A 16,236-nucleotide genomic window follows, 5' to 3' on the forward strand; every position below is an offset into this window, starting at 1 on the left:
ATGACGGTGCGCGAGGACCGGATCGAGCGTGCGGACGGGTCGCCCGGCCTCTACTCGGTGATCGAGAAACCCGACTTCGCGCTCGTCATCCCGATGGACAACGATGGCTTCCACCTCGTGGAGCAGTACCGGTACCCGGTGCGGGTTCGGACCTGGGAGTTCCCCTCGGGGGCGTTCCCCGAGGGGAAGACGGGAAGCCCGGAGGAGCTGGCCGCGGCCGAACTCGCCGAGGAAACCGGTTTCACGGCCGGGCGGATGGAACGGCTCGGCCGGATACAGGTCGCGAATGCGATGACCGGGGAGGGCTGCCACGTTTTCCTCGCGACCGAGCTGTCGCCCGGCGAGCCGAATCGTGAACACACCGAGCAGGACATGCGCCAAGGCTGGTTTTCGCAGTCGGAGGTGGAGGATATGTTGCGTGGCGGGGTGATCACGGACGGCCCGTCACTGGCCGCGTACCTCCTGCTGAAGCTTCACACATAGCGGGCCCGCCCGGGTTACGATTTAGGTTTGCCTTACCCGGGGTGCTGTGGTGGTCTGGCGCTAGGCTCGCTGTGCTCGACCCCCGGTACAGCGGCGTTCACCGTGGCTGTGCCCTGTTCTACCCGCAGCCCACCTCCGAAGGAGTGCGATCGGTGACCGCTCCCGAATTCCGTTATTCAGACCTGCTCCCGATCGGCGCCGACGACACCCCGTACCGGTTGCTCACCACCGAGGGCGTCAGCACCTTCGAATCCGGCGGCCGGACCTTCCTCCAGGTCGATCCCGAGGTACTGCGGATGCTGACCGCCGAGGCGATGCACGACATCAGCCATTACCTGCGGCCCGCGCATCTCGCCCAGCTGCGCCGGATCATCGACGACCCCGAGGCCAGCGGTAACGACCGGTTCGTCGCACTGGACCTGCTCAAGAACGTCAACATTTCGGCCGGTGGCATCCTGCCGATGTGCCAGGACACCGGCACCGCGATCGTGATGGGTAAGAAATCCGAGGGTGTGCTCACCGGCGCCGACGACGCCGAATGGATCAGCCGCGGGGTTTTCGACGCCTATACGAAACTGAATCTGCGCTATTCGCAGCTGGCGCCGGTCACCATGTGGGACGAGAAGAACACCGGCTCCAATCTGCCGGCCCAGGTCGAGCTCTACTCGACCCCCGGCGATACTGCCGCGCCGGCCTACAAATTCCTGTACATGGCCAAGGGGGGCGGGTCGGCGAACAAGTCTTTCCTGTACCAGGAGACCAAGGCGATCCTGAATCCCACCCGGATGCTGGAGTTCCTGGACGAGAAGATCCGTTCGCTGGGTACCGCGGCCTGCCCGCCGTACCACCTCGCGGTGGTGATCGGCGGTACCAGCGCCGAATTCGCGCTCAAAACCGCCAAGTACGCCTCCGCGCACTACCTGGACACCCTGCCGACCGAGGGGTCGATGGCCGGGCATGCCTTCCGCGATCTCGAACTCGAACAGGAAGTCTTCAAACTCACCCAATCCTTCGGGATCGGCGCCCAGTTCGGCGGCAAATACTTCTGCCACGATGTCCGGGTGGTGCGCCTGCCCCGGCACGGCGCCAGCTGCCCCGTCGCCCTGGCGGTTTCCTGTTCGGCGGACCGGCAGGCATTGGCCAAGATCACGCCCGAGGGTGTTTTCCTGGAGCAGCTCGAACGCGAACCCGCGCAGTATCTGCCGGAGCAGACCGATGAGATCCTCGGCGGCGATGTGGTGAAGGTCGACCTGAACCGGCCGATGGACGAGATCCGGGCGGAACTGTCGAAATACCCGGTGAAGACCCGCCTCTCGCTGTCGGGCCCGCTGGTGGTGGCCCGCGATATCGCGCACGCGAAGATCAAGGAGCGGCTGGACGCGGGCGAGGAGATGCCGCAGTACCTGCGCGATATGGCCGTCTACTACGCCGGGCCCGCGAAAACTCCCGACGGTTATGCCTCGGGTTCCTTCGGCCCCACCACCGCGGGCCGGATGGACTCCTATGTGGACCAGTTCCAGGCGGCCGGTGGGTCGTTCGTGATGCTCGCCAAGGGAAATCGTTCCGCGCAGGTCACCAAGGCGTGCAAGGAACACGGCGGTTTCTATCTCGGCTCGATCGGCGGCCCCGCCGCCCGGCTCGCCCTGGACTGCATCAAATCGGTGGAGGTCCTCGAATATCCCGAGCTGGGGATGGAAGCGGTCTGGAAGATCGAGGTCGAGGATTTTCCGGCGTTCATCGTGGTGGACGATAAGGGCAACGATTTCTTCGCCGAAACCCAGAAGCCGATCGCGCTGCGCGTGCGGACCCGGTCCAAAGAACGGGTCTGAGGCCGGTCGGTCCTGGAACTCCCGGCAGGGCGGGGCGCGGTCGGGATCCGGTGAAGTGTTGCCCGGCTTGCAGTCACGGCGATACCCTCATTCCAGTTAGCAGAGGCTAACCTTGGATCGCGCTGGATGAGGTCGAACTGTGGATTTGAACAGACGTCATATCTTCAAGGTCGGCCTGGGGTTGGGCGCGGTACTTGTGGTTGCCGGCTGTGGTGACGGTTCGTCACCCGCCGAGGGGTTCGACGGTCCGCCGCAGCGAGGTGGAACGTTGCGGGTCGGTGCGATCGGGAAAGTGTCCAAAATCGAGCGCGACCCGCATCAGACATTGAGCAACGAGAGCGATTTCCTGATCGCCTCGCTCGTCTACGATCCGCTGACCGTTCCCGGCGCGGATCCGAATGTAGCTCCCCGGCTGGCGTCGCGGTGGGAAGCCGATGCGCGGCAGCGGAAGTGGACCTTCACGATCGCGGAGGGGGCGCGCTTCCACGACGGACGGCCGGTGACCTCCGACGATATCGTCTGGTCACTGCGCCGGTTGCGGGAGATCGCGGGCGAAACCAAGGTGCCCGTGCCGTCCGGCGACGATATCCAGCCCGCCGGTGCGAATGCGGTGGTGCTGACCTGCGCGGCCCCGAACAGTCAATTACCGCTGCTGCTGCGCATGATGACGTTCGTGGTGCCCGCGGGGACCACCGATTTCACCGCGGCGGTGGGCACCGGACCGTTCCGGCTGGAGTCCTACGACAACGGCAACGCTCGTCTGGTGCGCAACGAGAACTGGTACCGGGAGGCGCCGTTGCTGGACGCCATCGAGGTCACGCTGTTCGAAAGTCCCGACTCGATGGCCAACGCGATCATGGCGGGGCAGATCGATCTCGCGTCCGGCGTGGGCGCCGTGGCCGGGCGGGCCGCGGAATCGCGGGACGGGCTGGAGGTGATCCGGCGTCCGGACGATATCGCGGTGGCGATCGCCATGCGCACCTCCGACGGGCCCTTCGCCGATCCGCGGGTGCGGGAGGCGCTGCGGCTCGCGGTTGATCGCGAAGCGATGGTGGCGCAGGTGCTGTCGGGGTACGGCACCGTCGCCAACGATATCCTCGGCACCGCCGACCCGGAATACGATACGTCGATCCCGCAGCGCCCTCGCGACCTCGACCGCGCCCGGCGACTGCTCACCGACGCGAAATTCGACACCGCGAAGACCTATCGCCTGCTGACCAAACAGGAAGCGGTGGGCGAGGTCGAATCGGCGAAGGTTTTCGCGAGCCAGGCGGCCGATATCGGGGTGCAGATCGAGGTCGTCGTGCAGGAGGCGAACGCGTTCTACGACGAGACCTGGCTGACGGCACCGCTGTACACGGTGAACTGGGGCACCAACGATTCGGTCGTATTCTTCGCCAGCAAGGTCATGTATTCGCGTACGAAATGGAACGAGACCGGCTTTCGCGACCCCGCGTTCGACAAGGCCTATACCGCCGCCCTCGCCGCGCCGCCCGGTGCGGAGTTCACCGCGGCCTGCCGGGAGATCCAGGAGATCCAGCACGATCACGGCGGATACATCGTGTGGGGGATGGCCGACGGTATCGATATCGCTACTCGGTCCGTGCACGGCTTGCCGACCCTGGGCGGATACGGCCGGGTACAGCTCGAGCGGGCGTGGTTGTCGAGTTGATCGGATTCGCCGCGGTGGTGGCGCGCCGGATCGGCCTGTTGATCACCTTGCTCGCAGTGGTGTTCGTGGTCGTCGATCTGCTGCCCGGTAACGCGGCCCGGGCCGTGCTGGGGCGGGATGCGAGCGCGGAGCGGGTGGCGGCCGCGGAGCACGAACTCGGCTTGGATCGGCCGCTGCCCGCCCGCTTCTGGGACTGGTTCCGTGGTGCGGTTACGGGTGATTTCGGGACCACTGCGCGCGGGCAATCGGTGAACGATCTGCTGGCGGACACGTTCCCGCAAACTCTGCTGCTGGCTTCGATCGCCCTGCTGGTCACGGTGACGGTCGCGCTACTGCTGGGCCTGTGGTGGGCCGCGCGGCCCACCGGAATCGCCGCGCGCGCACTCCGGCCCGGATCGGCCTTCGTGATCGCGGTGCCCGAATTCGTCACAGCGACACTGCTCGTACTCGTCTTCTCCCTGTGGCTGGATTGGCTGCCCGCGGTGACCTTCACCGGCCGGTCCGGATACCCGGCCGGTGCGGAAATGCTGATCCTGCCCGTGCTGGCCCTGGCCATACCGCAGACGGGCTGGAACCTCCGGGTCGTGCGGGGCGCGGTCACCGATGCCGCCTCCGCACCGCATGTGGAAAACGCGGTACTGAACGGACTGCCGGAGCGGACGGTGCTGCTGCGCCACGTACTGCCGTTCGCGTTGCCGACCATCGCGATATCGTTCGCTACCTCTGTCGGCACCCTGTTCGGCGGAGCGCTCGTCGTCGAGACGATCTTCAACTATCCGGGTATGGGTGCCTTGGTCGCGGGGTCGGTATCCGACCGGGATACCGCTCTGGTCGCGGCCGTCGTCGCCGTCACGGGGGCGACGATCATGGGCATTCTGCTGGTGGCCGACGCCATCCGGGCCTGGTCGAACCGAGGTAGACGGTGACAGTTCCGACCACATCGCGCCGGCTCCGTTCCCCGGCGGTTTCCCGCCGGATTCGGCTTTCCGCGCTGCCCGCCGCGTTCGTGGTCGCCCTCGCGATCCTCGGCCCTGTTTTCGCCCCGCATACCGTCGATCACGCGGTGGGTATCACCTTCGCGGAACCGACCGGAGATGCCTGGCTCGGCGGGGACCGGCTCGGCCACGATGTGCTGAGTCAGCTGCTGCACGGCGGCTGGGGCCTGTTGCTGGTCGCGGTGATCATCGCCCTGCTGGTGACGGGATGCGCGGCAGTGCTCGGATCCGTCGCCGCGCTGTATCCCAGCGTGGGTGCGTGGATCGAGCGGTCCGCGGACCTGGGCATGCTCCTACCGCCCGTGCTGGCGATGTTGTTGTTCATGCTGTCCTGGCCGGAATCCGGTGCGGTGGGGCTGATCGCCGTATGCGTGATCGCCGGGACGCCCTACACCGCACGTGTTTTCGCGGCGGCCGCCGCCGGGGTGGCGGCATCCGGTTTCATCGAGGCTGCTCGTGGCCGCGGGGAGGGTGTGGCCTATCTCGTGGCCCGGGAGCTGCTGCCCAACCTGCGGGAAACGCTACTCACCCAATTGGGCCTGCGTTTCGTAGAGGCGATGTATCTGGTGAGCACCGCGGCGTTTCTGCGGTTGCCGACCACCCTCGGCGACGCCAACTGGGCGGTCATGGTCCGTGAGAACGCCTCCGGAATCCTGCTCAACCCCGCGGCGGTGCTGGCACCGAGCCTGGCCATCGGATTGCTCGCGGTGAGCGTGAACTGCGCCGTGGCGGCGTTCGGCCGGGGGAGGCGCAGCGTATGACCACCGGGGTGATCGTCGAGGAACTCGCGGTGCGTACGGTCGCCGGCGCCGAACTGCTGGCACCCACCTCGCTCCGGGTTCCGCCGGGCGCGATCACGGCGCTCACCGGTCCGTCCGGAGCGGGTAAAACGACCCTCATGCGGGCGGTACTGGGCCACCTGGCGGCGGGCACGGTGCGGGCGAGCGGTTCGGTTCACGTCCGCGGTCAGGATGTCTTCGCCTTGGAACGCGAGAGCTTGCAGTCCTTCCGCCGCGAGCATCTGGCCTATGTCGGCCAGGATCCGGGCGCCGCGCTGAACCCGGCCATGCGGATCCGTTCCCTGTTCGCCGAGGCGGCGTATCGGCCTACCCGCGCCGAACAGGTCGCGGCGCTCGAGCGAGTGGGTCTGCCCGAGCGTCTGCTGCGCAGCCGGCCTGGCGAATTGTCCGGTGGTGAACAGCGCCGGCTGGCGCTGGCGCTGGCGCTGGTTCGCGCGGCCGGTGTACTCGTCGTCGACGAACCACTCGCCGGCCTGCACGGACAACTGCGCAACGACATCGCGGATCTGCTGCGATCGCTGGCCGCCGAGGAAAAGGTCGCGGTGCTGGTATCCGGCCACGACACCGCGACCTTGCACCGGTTGGCCGATGACGTGGTCTCCCTGGGCGAGCCCCGGGCAACCACACTGCTCCGGACGATATCGGTGCTACCCGATCGCCCCGCGGGCGACGAGATCGCACTCCGCGCGAAGACGATATCCGCGCGAGCGGGTGGCCGGATACTGCTGGAATCGGTCGATCTCACTGTCGGAGCCGGGGAATCGGTCGCGATCGTGGGTCCCTCCGGAGCGGGTAAGACGACCTTCGCGCGGGTCCTCGCGGGCCTGCACACCGAGGCGTCGGGGACCCTCGCGGTGAACGGCCGCGGGCTGGGTGTCGGGCGTGCGCGCCGATCCCGTCGCGACCGCCGCCGCATCCAGCTCATCCCGCAGAACCCGCTCTCCACACTCAACCCGAAACATACTGTGCTGCAGGCCGTATCGCGTCCGCTGCGGATGATCGGCGTACGCTCCCGTGAAATCGCCGCGCGCGCCGAAACATTGATGCACACTGTCGACCTCGACCCGGGCCTACTGAGTCGCTACCCGGATGAACTCTCGGGCGGTCAGCGACAGCGGATCGCGATCGCCCGCGCTCTCGCCGCCGCGCCGGAGGTCCTGATCTGCGACGAGATCACCTCCGCGCTCGATGCCGAAACGGCCGCCGCGATCATGGGTGTTGTCGAACGCACGCGCACCGACAGCGGCATCGGTGTTGTCCTCATCAGCCATGACATGTCGGTAGTGGCCGGACATACTCACCGGATGCTCGTCCTCGCCGCCGGGACGGTGGTAGAGGCAGGCGATACCGCCACCATCCTGGCCGACCCCAGTACGTCGCATACGAAAGCACTGCTCGCCTGATTGTCGCGACCCGGGCCGTGCGCGACGGCCGGGTACAGCTTCCGTGGGCCGTCGACGCTGCCACCGCCGACGATCCGGGCCTACTCGCCCCGCTCGACGGGTGCCGGCCCGTCACTGATCGCCTCCGCTGCCGGAGCATCTGATCCCGGAAAGTGCGGAACCGCCCGACGCTCCGCGGCGGGCACGGTATGGTGCGGCGTCGAGGACGTCTTCGCCGGTGGCGGTTGTGCCAGGCGGTGCCCCCGATACGGTCGGCTGTTCGGTTATCGGTGAACCGGCGGCGCAGGGGTTCCGGGGCGCCGGGCGTGCGGTGCTGCCTCCGAATGGGAGAACGACATACCCCACGGGCCGCGAGGTTTTCGGCGTACCTGGTGCGGCGGCGGTGCCGGACCGGCGCCGTGTCCGGGCGGACAATCCGGACGATCGCTTCCCGATAGGTGGACCGGTTTCCTCCGGCCGATTCGGCATGAGTGTGGTGAGAAGTGTTTCGCGGGAACTCGAATGATGGAGATCGCGGCATGGCCGACTCCGCCTGCTGCGGCGAACCAGGAGGTACGTAGTGCAGCTTCGTAATCCGTTCGCGGTCGACGGCAGATTCCCGGACGTCGTCGTCACCGCGCTGGCAGCCTCGACATCGATCGCCGGTGATATCGACGGCACCTGGGCGGGTCTGCTGGCCGGCGAGTCCGGTATCGGCCGGCTCGACGAGCCGTGGGTGCGGGAACACGATCTGCCGGTGCGGATCGGCGGGCCGTTGAAGGTCAAGCCCGAAACCCTGCTGACCCGGGTCGAATTGCGCCGCCTGGCGTATGTGGAACAGCTGGCTACGGTGCTCGGGCGAACAGTGTGGCGAAACGCGGGCAGCCCGGAGGTCGATCGGGACAGACTCGCGGTCGCGATCGGCACAGGGCAGGGCGGGGGCGACGCTCTCGTGGAGGCTCGCGACGCGCTCGAGGCCGGGGGCTATCGGAGGGTCTCGCCGCTCGCTGTGCAGATGATGATGCCCAACGGCCCGGCGGCGGTGGTCGGTCTCGAACTCCGGGCCCGCGCCGGGGTGGTCACCCCGGTATCGGCCTGCTCGTCCGGTTCGGAAGCGATCGCGCGGGCATGGCAGATGATCGTCATGGGCGATGCGGATATCGTCGTCGCCGGTGGCGTCGAAGGCTATATCGATCCTGTCCCGACAGCGGCATTCACGATGATGCGCGCGATGAGCACTCGTAACGACGATCCGAAAGCTGCCTCGCGGCCCTTCGATTCCGACCGCGACGGTTTCGTTTTCGGCGAAGCCGGCGCGCTCCTGATCCTCGAAACCGAGGAACATGCCCGGGCGCGGGGCGCTACCGTACTCGCGCGGTTGCTCGGCGCCGGTATCACCTCCGACGGATTCCATCTCGTCGCGCCCGACCCGGAGGGTACCGGCGCGGCACGCGCGATCACCCGCGCTGTGCATACCGCGGGCCTGAACAAACAGGACATCACCCATATCAACGCGCACGCCACCGCGACACCGATCGGTGATACCGCCGAAGCCTCCGCGATCAATCAGGCGGTCGGTACCCACCCTGCGGTGTACGCGCCGAAATCGGCGCTCGGCCATTCGATCGGAGCCGCCGGTGCCCTCGAATCAGCGTTGACTGTTCTCAGCATCCGCGACGAAGTCATCCCACCGACGCTGAACCTGGACAATCAGGACCCCGCCGTCGATCTCGATATCGTCACCGGCACACCCCGGCACGGCCGGATCGACTACGCGATCAACAACTCGTTCGGATTCGGTGGCCACAACGTCGCCCTCGCCTTCGGCCGGCGCTGAAGGCGAGTGCCGGCCCGGCCGTTCGCTGGGCGCCCTTTTCCGTGCGTAGCGAACGTATCGCAACAATCGTTTTTCCTGCCCCCGCGCGCCGAATCGTATGGAAGGGTGAGGGCGCTCGTAGCGGCGGTTACGAGTATCGCAGGAATCCTGGACCGAGGAGGGCCTTGGTGGAAGCAGCGTTCGATATCGCTGGGCTGGTGGGGTATCGCTACCGTGCGGACGACTACTACGAGGTGGGGCGGGAGAAGATCCGTGAGTACGCGCGAGCTGTCCAGGACTTCCATCCGGCTCACTGGAGCGAGGACGCTGCCTGGGAGCTCGGGCATGACGGCCTGGTCGCGCCGACCACGTTCATCTCGATCGCCGCGATGCTGGCGAACCGAAGACTTTTCGAGACCGTCATGACCGGCTACGACGTTTTCGTGCAGACCGATCAGGTCTTCGAACTGCACAAACCGGTCCTTATGGGCGACCGGTTGATCAGTGATGTCGAACTCTCGTCGGTGCGCCGCATAGCGGGCAAAGACCTGATCACCATCACCAACACGTTTACCGATCAATCCGGCGACGTCGTGCACATCATGCACACGACGGTCGTCGGCATCACCGGTGAGGAGGTCGACGCCGGCGTCAGCGCCACGATCGAGCGCGTGATCATGCACGGTGTCGGAACGCCCGCCTGGGCTTCGGTCACGCCCGATGATGTGGACACTCTCTCGGCCGAGAATCCGGTCTCGGCGATCGGCCCGCGACTTTCCACGATCTCCCGGACGCGTATCCCGCGCACCACGATCCGATTCGAGGACATCACGGTCGGGCACGAGCTCGCCACGCGCACCGTACGGCTGACGCGGGGGGATCTGGTGAATTACGCCGGAGTCTCCGGTGACGCGAACCCGATCCACTGGCACGACGGGGTCGCCGCGCTCGCGGGTCTGCCGGATGTGATCGCGCACGGCATGCTCACCATGGGATTGGGAGCGGGATTCGTCACCGACTGGCTCGGCGACCCTGGAGCGATCATCCGGTACGGGGTCCGGCTGTCGAACTACACGGTCGTCGAATCCGGCTCCGCCGGAAGCCTCGAGTTCACCGGGCGCGTGAAATCGGTCGACCCCGAGACCAAGAGCGCTGTGGTCGTCATCGTCGCCAAATCGGCGGGCCGCAAAGTCTTCGGCCTCGCCACCGCCGAAGTCCGCCTCGCATAGTCACGCTGTCCCGAGAGCTCAGCTCGATACTGCCCGGTGCTGCGATGGCCGTGACGGTGCCGGCCCTTCCCGTCCGGAATCCGGGCTCGGCAATCGAACGGCTCGTGCCTGCGCCCAGGAATATTACGGTACGTACCGTACTGTAATAGGTATGACTACAGACACCTGGTCCAGCACCTTGGGTGTGGTCCAAGTCAGATTCGCCCGTCCTACCGATCGCCTCGACGCGATGATCCGCTTCTACGCGGACGGTCTCGGCCTGAACGAACTGCACCGATTCGAGAACCACGAGGGCTACGACGGCGTGATGCTGGGACTGCCGGGCGCGGACTATCATCTCGAATTCACCACTCACACCGACGGCAGTCCCGGTGACGCGCCGAGCGCCGACAATCTGCTCGTGCTGTACTTCGCCTCGGAAGCAAAGATGTACGAAACCGTGCAGCGGCTGGGGGAGTTCGGCGCCGAACCGGTGCCGACCGAGAATCCGTACTGGGCCGCCAACGGCGCGATCGCCTTCGCGGACCCCGACGGCTGGCAGGTGGTATTGATGCCGCAGCCGGTGTTCTGATGGCGGGCCGAGTCCGCGACAACCGGATCGATACGGCGGTGCTGGCCGCCGCCCGCGCCCTCCTCGACGCCGAGGGGTACACGGGGATGACCATCGGCCGGGTCGCCACCGAATCCGGTATCCATCGCCCGGCGATCTATCGGCGATGGCCGTCGAAGCGGCATCTCGTGGTCGATGTCGTCGCCGACCTCCTCGGGCTCGAACCCACGCCCGATTCCGGCGATCTCCGCGCGGATCTCGTCGGTTCCATGCGCGAACTCGTTGTGGCGGTGCGTGACACCTCGCTGGGTCGTGTGCTGCCCGCGCTGGTCGCCGACCTCTCCGCCGACCCCGAATTACGTGAACGACTGTGGTCCAGAGTCTTCGGGCCACGGCGCGACACCACGGCCCGCGCACTGCGCTCGGCAATCGACCGCGGGGAAATCGACCCGGATATCGATATCGGCTTCGTGCTCGACGCGGTCGCCGCGCCGATCTACTTCCGCGCGCTGTTCGGGCACCTGCCGCTCCCCGACACGCTCGCCGACCAGTCGGTGGACACGGTGCTGGCAGCCATCCGCCGGAAGTCGTGACCCTTTGCGGCGTGTGTCGCCCGGTGCGGTCCCCTGCCGCGGCACACGGTCTGCTGAGATGAGCTAGGCGGACGGACGTGTATGCAAACCGTCGAGCAGTACGCGGGTCAGGTGATCGTCGGCACGGGCGCCGCAGCGGCAGACCGCCACATTGAGCACCCCCACCACCTCGGCCGGCGGAACATCTGCACGCAGGTCGCCTTCGCGCTGCGCGTCCGTGCCGTCGGCGAGTTCGCCCGCGCCAGGACGCTGAAATTGGCCGGGGAACTTGCCGGCTCACTGTAGGCTCGACCCTCGCTCACGTCCTGGACTGGCCAGCCGCCGCCGGCTCCCGAACCAGGCGCTAGTCGGCGAAGACCTCATCGATATCGGTGGCGATGATGGCCCGGTCGAACCAGCTGTCGAGCACCTCGAGGTCAGTGCAGGCGCGGATACGTTGCCTGGCCGGGGTGGGGATATCGATTCCGCGAGCTTCCAGCAGGCGCAGGGTTTTGTCGATCACCTCTTCGACACGTCCCTCTACACGGCCTTCGACACGTCCCTCTACGCGGCCTTCTACACGTCCTTCGGTGCGTCCTTCCGCGCGCAGGCGCTGGGAGGTCCGTGATCGGTAGAACGACAGGTCCACGCTCATCAGTTTGCTCCAGGTTTTCGCGGCTCGGGTCGCGCCGAGACCGAGTTCGGTGAGTTCGGCGAAGACGTGGAAGTCTTCTTCGTTGTCGAGTTCGTGCAGGGCCTCGGCGAGTGTTTTCAGTATCGCATCAATACTGCGGTTCTTGGCGTGGGTGATCGCCGATAGTACGGCCAGGGGGATATCGGCGGCCGCGACGGCGATGTCGGTGACGATCGGGACGTTGTGGGGGCCGAGGACGAGGGGGTGAACGGTGATACTGGTCCATTGCGGTAGACCGATGGTGATCGGTTCGGTGGCCCATTCGGCGGTCGTGGTGTCGCGGCAGACGACGAGCAGCACGACCGGTAGCCGGTATTTCTCGTGCAGATGGGCCAGGTAGTAGGCCCATGCGCTGGGCTTGTCCGGATCCTTCTTGTTCTGTGCTTCGACCAGCAGCAGGAATGGGCCCTCGCGCACGGTGGTGATCTGGAGCAGCGTGTCGACTCTGCGTTCGAGGGGACGGATCTCGGTGAGGTCGTTGGTGAAGACCGTGACTTCGGCGGGGTCGTCGAAGGGGAGCCCGAGGGCCCGGAACGCTCGTGCGAAAACGCCGGGGTTGTCTTGGATGAGGCGGTGCATCGCCTCATGTGAGGAGCCGACCATGCGGGGAACGTATCCGAGTTACTCGGGGTTACGTTAGAAAGTGTGTTCGATTTTCGGCGTGTTCGATTTTCGGCGCGTCGTTCGGACCTGAACGGGCGTGGCGTCCCGACCGGATAGGACGATCTACCCGATCGCACGCCGGGATTTCTGGAGCGAGGATGGGTCTCATCTGTGCAGCGCATGGGTAACGCTGCTGGTCGGGAGCGCCGCGGTCGATAAGATCATCCGCATGCCCCTCCGCTTGCGCGCATTATCCGGCCGCACCGCCGCGGCGGTTGTATCGGGAGCGGTCGCACTCGGTGGTCTCGCCTTCGGCGGTGCCGAAGCTGCCGCTTCCCCGTTCCCGGTACCGCCGCTCACCGAGGTGGCGGCGGCCGGCACCGAAGGACTCGACCCGCTGCTGGCCCTCGCGTACACGATGGCCGAGCAGGAAGCGCACGCCGGCGGTGTGCCGATGACGATCAACTCCGGCTATCGCAGCCCGGCCGACCAGCAGGCGATGTGGGAGGACGGGCTGCGTACCTACGGAACGCCGGAGGAGACCCGCCGCTGGGTGCTCCCGCCGGAGGAGTCCACGCATGTCACCGGCCGGGCGGTCGACGTTGCGCCGCGGGAGGGTGCGGCCTGGCTGGAGGCCAACGGCAACCGCTGGGGTCTGTGCCGCACCTTCGACAACGAGTGGTGGCATTTCGAGCTGGTCACCGTTCCCGGTACGGCCTGCCCACCCCGGGTGCCGGATGCCGCCCATCGCTGAGGTGTGGGTTCGAGTCGGAACGTGGGTGCGCACCGATATTCGGCACACCGCTGCGGGTGTACCGAATCCGGCTGACCCGCCGGTACGGATCCGGCTCCGGCGGGACAGGTCTCAGGCGCTGGAGAGGGCCCGAAGTTCTTCCAGATATTCGCGAGTCCGCGGGTCGTCCGGGAAATGGGCGAGCAGTTCGCGGCCGACCTCCCCGCCGATGCTCAACAGTGAGGGCAGTGACCGGCGTTTCGCCTCGAACGCGGACAGGCCCTCGGAGACCGCGAGATCCAGGTCGCGTCCGCGGGCGGCGACCATCGCCAGCGTGAGGTGGGCCTCGGTGACGCGCATCGGGTTGCGGACGGTGCCGTCCAGGGTGGTGGAATCGGCCAGGACCGCGCGGGCGAAACGTTCGGCCCGCACATCGTCACCGACGACCCGGCAGCAGTCCATCGCGTAGAAATCGAACTTCTGCGGATCGACGACGAAATGATTCTCCAGGTCCTCCGGATGGCCGAGCCGGTCCAGCAGCGTCCGGCCTTCCGCCAAGGCCGCGTCCACCGCGGTGCGATCGCCGAGCCGCGCCCAGGCCTTGGCGCGCTGCGCTGCGAGCTGCACTCCCACACCGGTGTTCGCGCATTCCGGTGGTACAGCCTCGGCCGCCTGGATGACACCGCGATTGTTGCCCTGGGTCAGTGCGAACCAGGCTGCCAATTCCGAACTCCAGCCGATGATTTCGGGATGTCCGGATTCCAGGCCGAGAGAGCGGGCGGCCCGCCGGGTTGCCTCGGCCCCGCCGCGGCGGCCCAGATCGTATTCGAGGCAGCCCAGTAGCAGTGCGACCCAGCCCGCCAGTTCCAGCACCTCCTTGTGCTGGGCGAGGGTCAGCCGGCTGTCGAGCAGGGCGGCGATCCGGCGTAGCCACCCGGATGCCTCGCGGTGGAGTTCGTGCGCGTCGGTCGAAGCGTATTCGCGGCACAGTCGTTCGGCGGTGATGCGGACGGCGTCGAGGGTGGCGGTCGAAACATCGGACATCCGTAGCCGGCCCATGAACTCGAGCGTGTCCATCCCGGTGGCGGTGAGCAATTCGTCGTCGCGGCTCGGCCGGGCCTTGGGGAAGAAGGCCGCGGCGGCGGTATCGAAGGCGGCGGCGATGAGGGGAGCGTAGAAATCGTCGGGGCGGGATTCGCCCGATTCCCAACGCCGCCAATTGCGTAGCAGGGTGCTGTCGGTCGGAAGGTTATGGGAGGATTTGGCGCGTAGCGCGCGTACCGCCTCGGCTTGTGACCACCCACGCGCATCGCGTTCCGAGCGCATCCGGATGGCCCACAGCGGACGATCTTCAGCAGCAGTCACGCCGCCAGTATTGCACCAGCAAACTTTTCGTGGACCCCTGAGGGCATCCAGATGTCCCCCGCATGACCTCTTCTGCCCCCTGTGACCGTCGGTCATGCTCGAATCGGACCGACTCTGTGCCGGTTCAAGCAACACCCCCGCGAATGCGGGTCGAGATCCCGGAGCAGGAAATGGTTCCCCGCCTCGTGCGGGGAAGGATTCAGGAGGTTCGGGTGGAAGCGTTGGTATATGGGTATTTACGCGACGATCTGGCCGCGGGCGACGGCGATGATATGGAGGCCGCGCTACGCGAGCTGGCCGATGCCCACGGACTCTGCTTCGCCGCGACATTCCACGAATCACATGCGGGTGACGGAACGGCATTCGCCGAACTGACCCGGGAACTCAAACGAGCGGATGCCCACCATGTGGTGGTGCCCTCGCTCGATCACCTCACCGGCCAGACCATTCCACGCGAACTGCTCATCGCGAAACTGGCCAGTGACGCTGCCGCCCGAATCTGGTCGGTAGCGGGCTGAACCGGCGGCCCGGCGGCTCGGCGTACCCCCCTCAGCGCCCGAAGCCGCCGGGCCCCCGCCGGCGCAGATACTTCTCGAATTCGGCCGCGATGGCATCACCGTCGATCTTGGCCATGGCCTCGTTCACATCGAGCGCGGCATCACCCCGCTCCTCCAGCGAGCGGACGTATTCGGCGATTTCGTCGTCGGCCTCGGTCATCTCGTTCACCGTCGACTCCCACTCCTCGGCCTGCTGCGGAAGTTCGCGCAGGGGCACCTCGATATCGAGGACGTCCTCCACCCGGTGCAACAGTGCGATAGTCGCCTTCGGGTTCGGCGGCTGCGAGACATAATGCGGTACCGCCGCCCAGAACGAGACGGCCGGGATACCGGCCTTCACGCATTGGTCCTGGAGCACTCCGGTGATACCGGTGGGGCCTTCATAGCGGGTCTGTTCCAAGTTGAACCGCTCGGCCGCTTCCTGGTTGTAGGCCGAACCCGTCACCGGCACCGGCCGGGTGTGCGGGGTGTCCGCCAGCAGCGCGCCCAGAATGACCACCGTCTCCACTCCGAGCTGATCGATCAGCTCCAACAGGTCCGAGCAGAAACGCCGCCACCGCATATTCGGCTCGATACCGCGCAGCAGGACCACATCGCGTTCGCTGCCGGGCGGGGAGCATACCGACAACACCGTCGCCGGCCAGACGATCTCCCGGGTGACTCCCTCCACCTGGCGGACCATCGGCCGGTTCACCTGATAGTCGTAATAGTCCTCGGAATCGAGTTCGGCCAGCGGCCGCGCATCCCAGATCAACTCCAGATGCTCGACCGCCCCGCTGGCCGCGTCACCAGCGTCGTTCCAGCCCTCGAAGGCGGCAACGAGCACCGGGCTACGCAACGCGGGCAGTTCCCGATCCACCGGAGATTCACTCGAGCTCACCCCAGTGAGCCTACGGTGCGGGTAGCAACCGGCGCGCAGTATCGTGCCCCCGCGCCTGTCGCGGCCGCTCCGCGAG

The 16,236-nt window shown here is 66.8% G+C and carries 16 protein-coding genes; 13 read left to right on the forward strand and 3 right to left on the reverse strand.

Going from position 1 to position 16,236, the window contains the following annotated elements; all coding sequences use genetic code 11:
• From ABZ827_RS01665 to ABZ827_RS01715, 11 genes are all read left to right on the forward strand, one after another.
• Positions 1–483 (forward strand): NUDIX hydrolase, encoded by a 483-nt coding sequence (locus tag ABZ827_RS01665; RefSeq protein ID WP_357231280.1) that lies wholly within the window; start codon positions 1–3, stop codon positions 481–483.
• 152 nt (positions 484–635) lie between these two features.
• Positions 636–2,312: a fumarate hydratase gene (locus tag ABZ827_RS01670; protein ID WP_357231283.1), complete on the forward strand. Its 1,677-nt coding sequence runs from the start codon at positions 636–638 to the stop codon at positions 2,310–2,312.
• 139 nt (positions 2,313–2,451) lie between these two features.
• Positions 2,452–3,984, forward strand: coding sequence for an ABC transporter substrate-binding protein (locus ABZ827_RS01675; RefSeq protein ID WP_357231286.1), 1,533 nt, complete (start codon positions 2,452–2,454; stop codon positions 3,982–3,984).
• Positions 3,969–4,910 (forward strand): ABC transporter permease, encoded by a 942-nt coding sequence (locus ABZ827_RS01680; protein ID WP_357231288.1) that lies wholly within the window; start codon positions 3,969–3,971, stop codon positions 4,908–4,910. Before ABZ827_RS01675 ends, ABZ827_RS01680 begins: the two co-directional genes overlap by 16 nt.
• Positions 4,907–5,740, forward strand: a complete 834-nt coding sequence (locus tag ABZ827_RS01685; protein WP_357231291.1) for an ABC transporter permease subunit — start codon at positions 4,907–4,909, stop codon at positions 5,738–5,740. The genes ABZ827_RS01680 and ABZ827_RS01685 overlap by 4 nt, the downstream gene beginning before the upstream one ends.
• Complete coding sequence (locus tag ABZ827_RS01690; protein WP_357231293.1) at positions 5,737–7,182, forward strand: ATP-binding cassette domain-containing protein; 1,446 nt, start codon at positions 5,737–5,739, stop codon at positions 7,180–7,182. The genes ABZ827_RS01685 and ABZ827_RS01690 overlap by 4 nt, the downstream gene beginning before the upstream one ends.
• A gap of 559 nt (positions 7,183–7,741) precedes the next feature.
• On the forward strand, positions 7,742–8,998 hold the full coding sequence (locus tag ABZ827_RS01695; RefSeq protein WP_357231296.1) for a KasA/KasB family beta-ketoacyl-ACP synthase: 1,257 nt from the start codon (positions 7,742–7,744) through the stop codon (positions 8,996–8,998).
• Between the two features lie 164 nt (positions 8,999–9,162).
• Entirely contained in the window at positions 9,163–10,206 is a 1,044-nt protein-coding gene (locus tag ABZ827_RS01700; protein WP_357231299.1) for a fused (3R)-hydroxyacyl-ACP dehydratase subunits HadA/HadB, read from the forward strand.
• Positions 10,207–10,357: 151 nt separating this feature from the next.
• A complete protein-coding gene (locus ABZ827_RS01705; protein WP_357231302.1) occupies positions 10,358–10,777 on the forward strand; it encodes a VOC family protein in 420 nt (139 codons plus the stop codon).
• Positions 10,777–11,349: a TetR/AcrR family transcriptional regulator gene (locus tag ABZ827_RS01710; protein WP_357231305.1), complete on the forward strand. Its 573-nt coding sequence runs from the start codon at positions 10,777–10,779 to the stop codon at positions 11,347–11,349. The genes ABZ827_RS01705 and ABZ827_RS01710 overlap by 1 nt, the downstream gene beginning before the upstream one ends.
• A gap of 81 nt (positions 11,350–11,430) precedes the next feature.
• Positions 11,431–11,634 (forward strand): hypothetical protein, encoded by a 204-nt coding sequence (locus tag ABZ827_RS01715; protein ID WP_357231308.1) that lies wholly within the window; start codon positions 11,431–11,433, stop codon positions 11,632–11,634.
• A gap of 58 nt (positions 11,635–11,692) precedes the next feature.
• Here ABZ827_RS01715 and ABZ827_RS01720 read toward each other — a convergent pair whose 3' ends face one another.
• On the reverse strand, positions 11,693–12,625 hold the full coding sequence (locus ABZ827_RS01720; protein WP_357231311.1) for a hypothetical protein: 933 nt from the start codon (positions 12,623–12,625) through the stop codon (positions 11,693–11,695).
• Between the two features lie 229 nt (positions 12,626–12,854).
• Here ABZ827_RS01720 and ABZ827_RS01725 point away from each other — a divergent pair, with 229 nt between their 5' ends.
• Complete coding sequence (locus tag ABZ827_RS01725) at positions 12,855–13,379, forward strand: M15 family metallopeptidase (RefSeq protein ID WP_357231314.1); 525 nt, start codon at positions 12,855–12,857, stop codon at positions 13,377–13,379.
• Between the two features lie 111 nt (positions 13,380–13,490).
• Here the strand turns inward: ABZ827_RS01725 and ABZ827_RS01730 are convergent, their stop codons facing one another.
• The gene (locus tag ABZ827_RS01730) at positions 13,491–14,723 is read right to left on the reverse strand and encodes an XRE family transcriptional regulator (protein WP_357231317.1); all 1,233 of its coding nucleotides are present in this window, start codon (positions 14,721–14,723) and stop codon (positions 13,491–13,493) included.
• Between the two features lie 212 nt (positions 14,724–14,935).
• Between ABZ827_RS01730 and ABZ827_RS01735 the strand changes: the two genes are divergently transcribed.
• The gene (locus ABZ827_RS01735; protein WP_357231320.1) at positions 14,936–15,241 is read left to right on the forward strand and encodes a hypothetical protein; all 306 of its coding nucleotides are present in this window, start codon (positions 14,936–14,938) and stop codon (positions 15,239–15,241) included.
• A 31-nt stretch (positions 15,242–15,272) separates the two neighbouring features.
• Here the strand turns inward: ABZ827_RS01735 and ABZ827_RS01740 are convergent, their stop codons facing one another.
• On the reverse strand, positions 15,273–16,160 hold the full coding sequence (locus tag ABZ827_RS01740) for a PAC2 family protein (protein ID WP_357231323.1): 888 nt from the start codon (positions 16,158–16,160) through the stop codon (positions 15,273–15,275).
• Positions 16,161–16,236 lie beyond the last annotated feature (76 nt).

It is taken from the genome of Nocardia sp. NPDC019395 (assembly GCF_040632335.1).
Lineage (GTDB): Bacteria > Actinomycetota > Actinomycetes > Mycobacteriales > Mycobacteriaceae > Nocardia.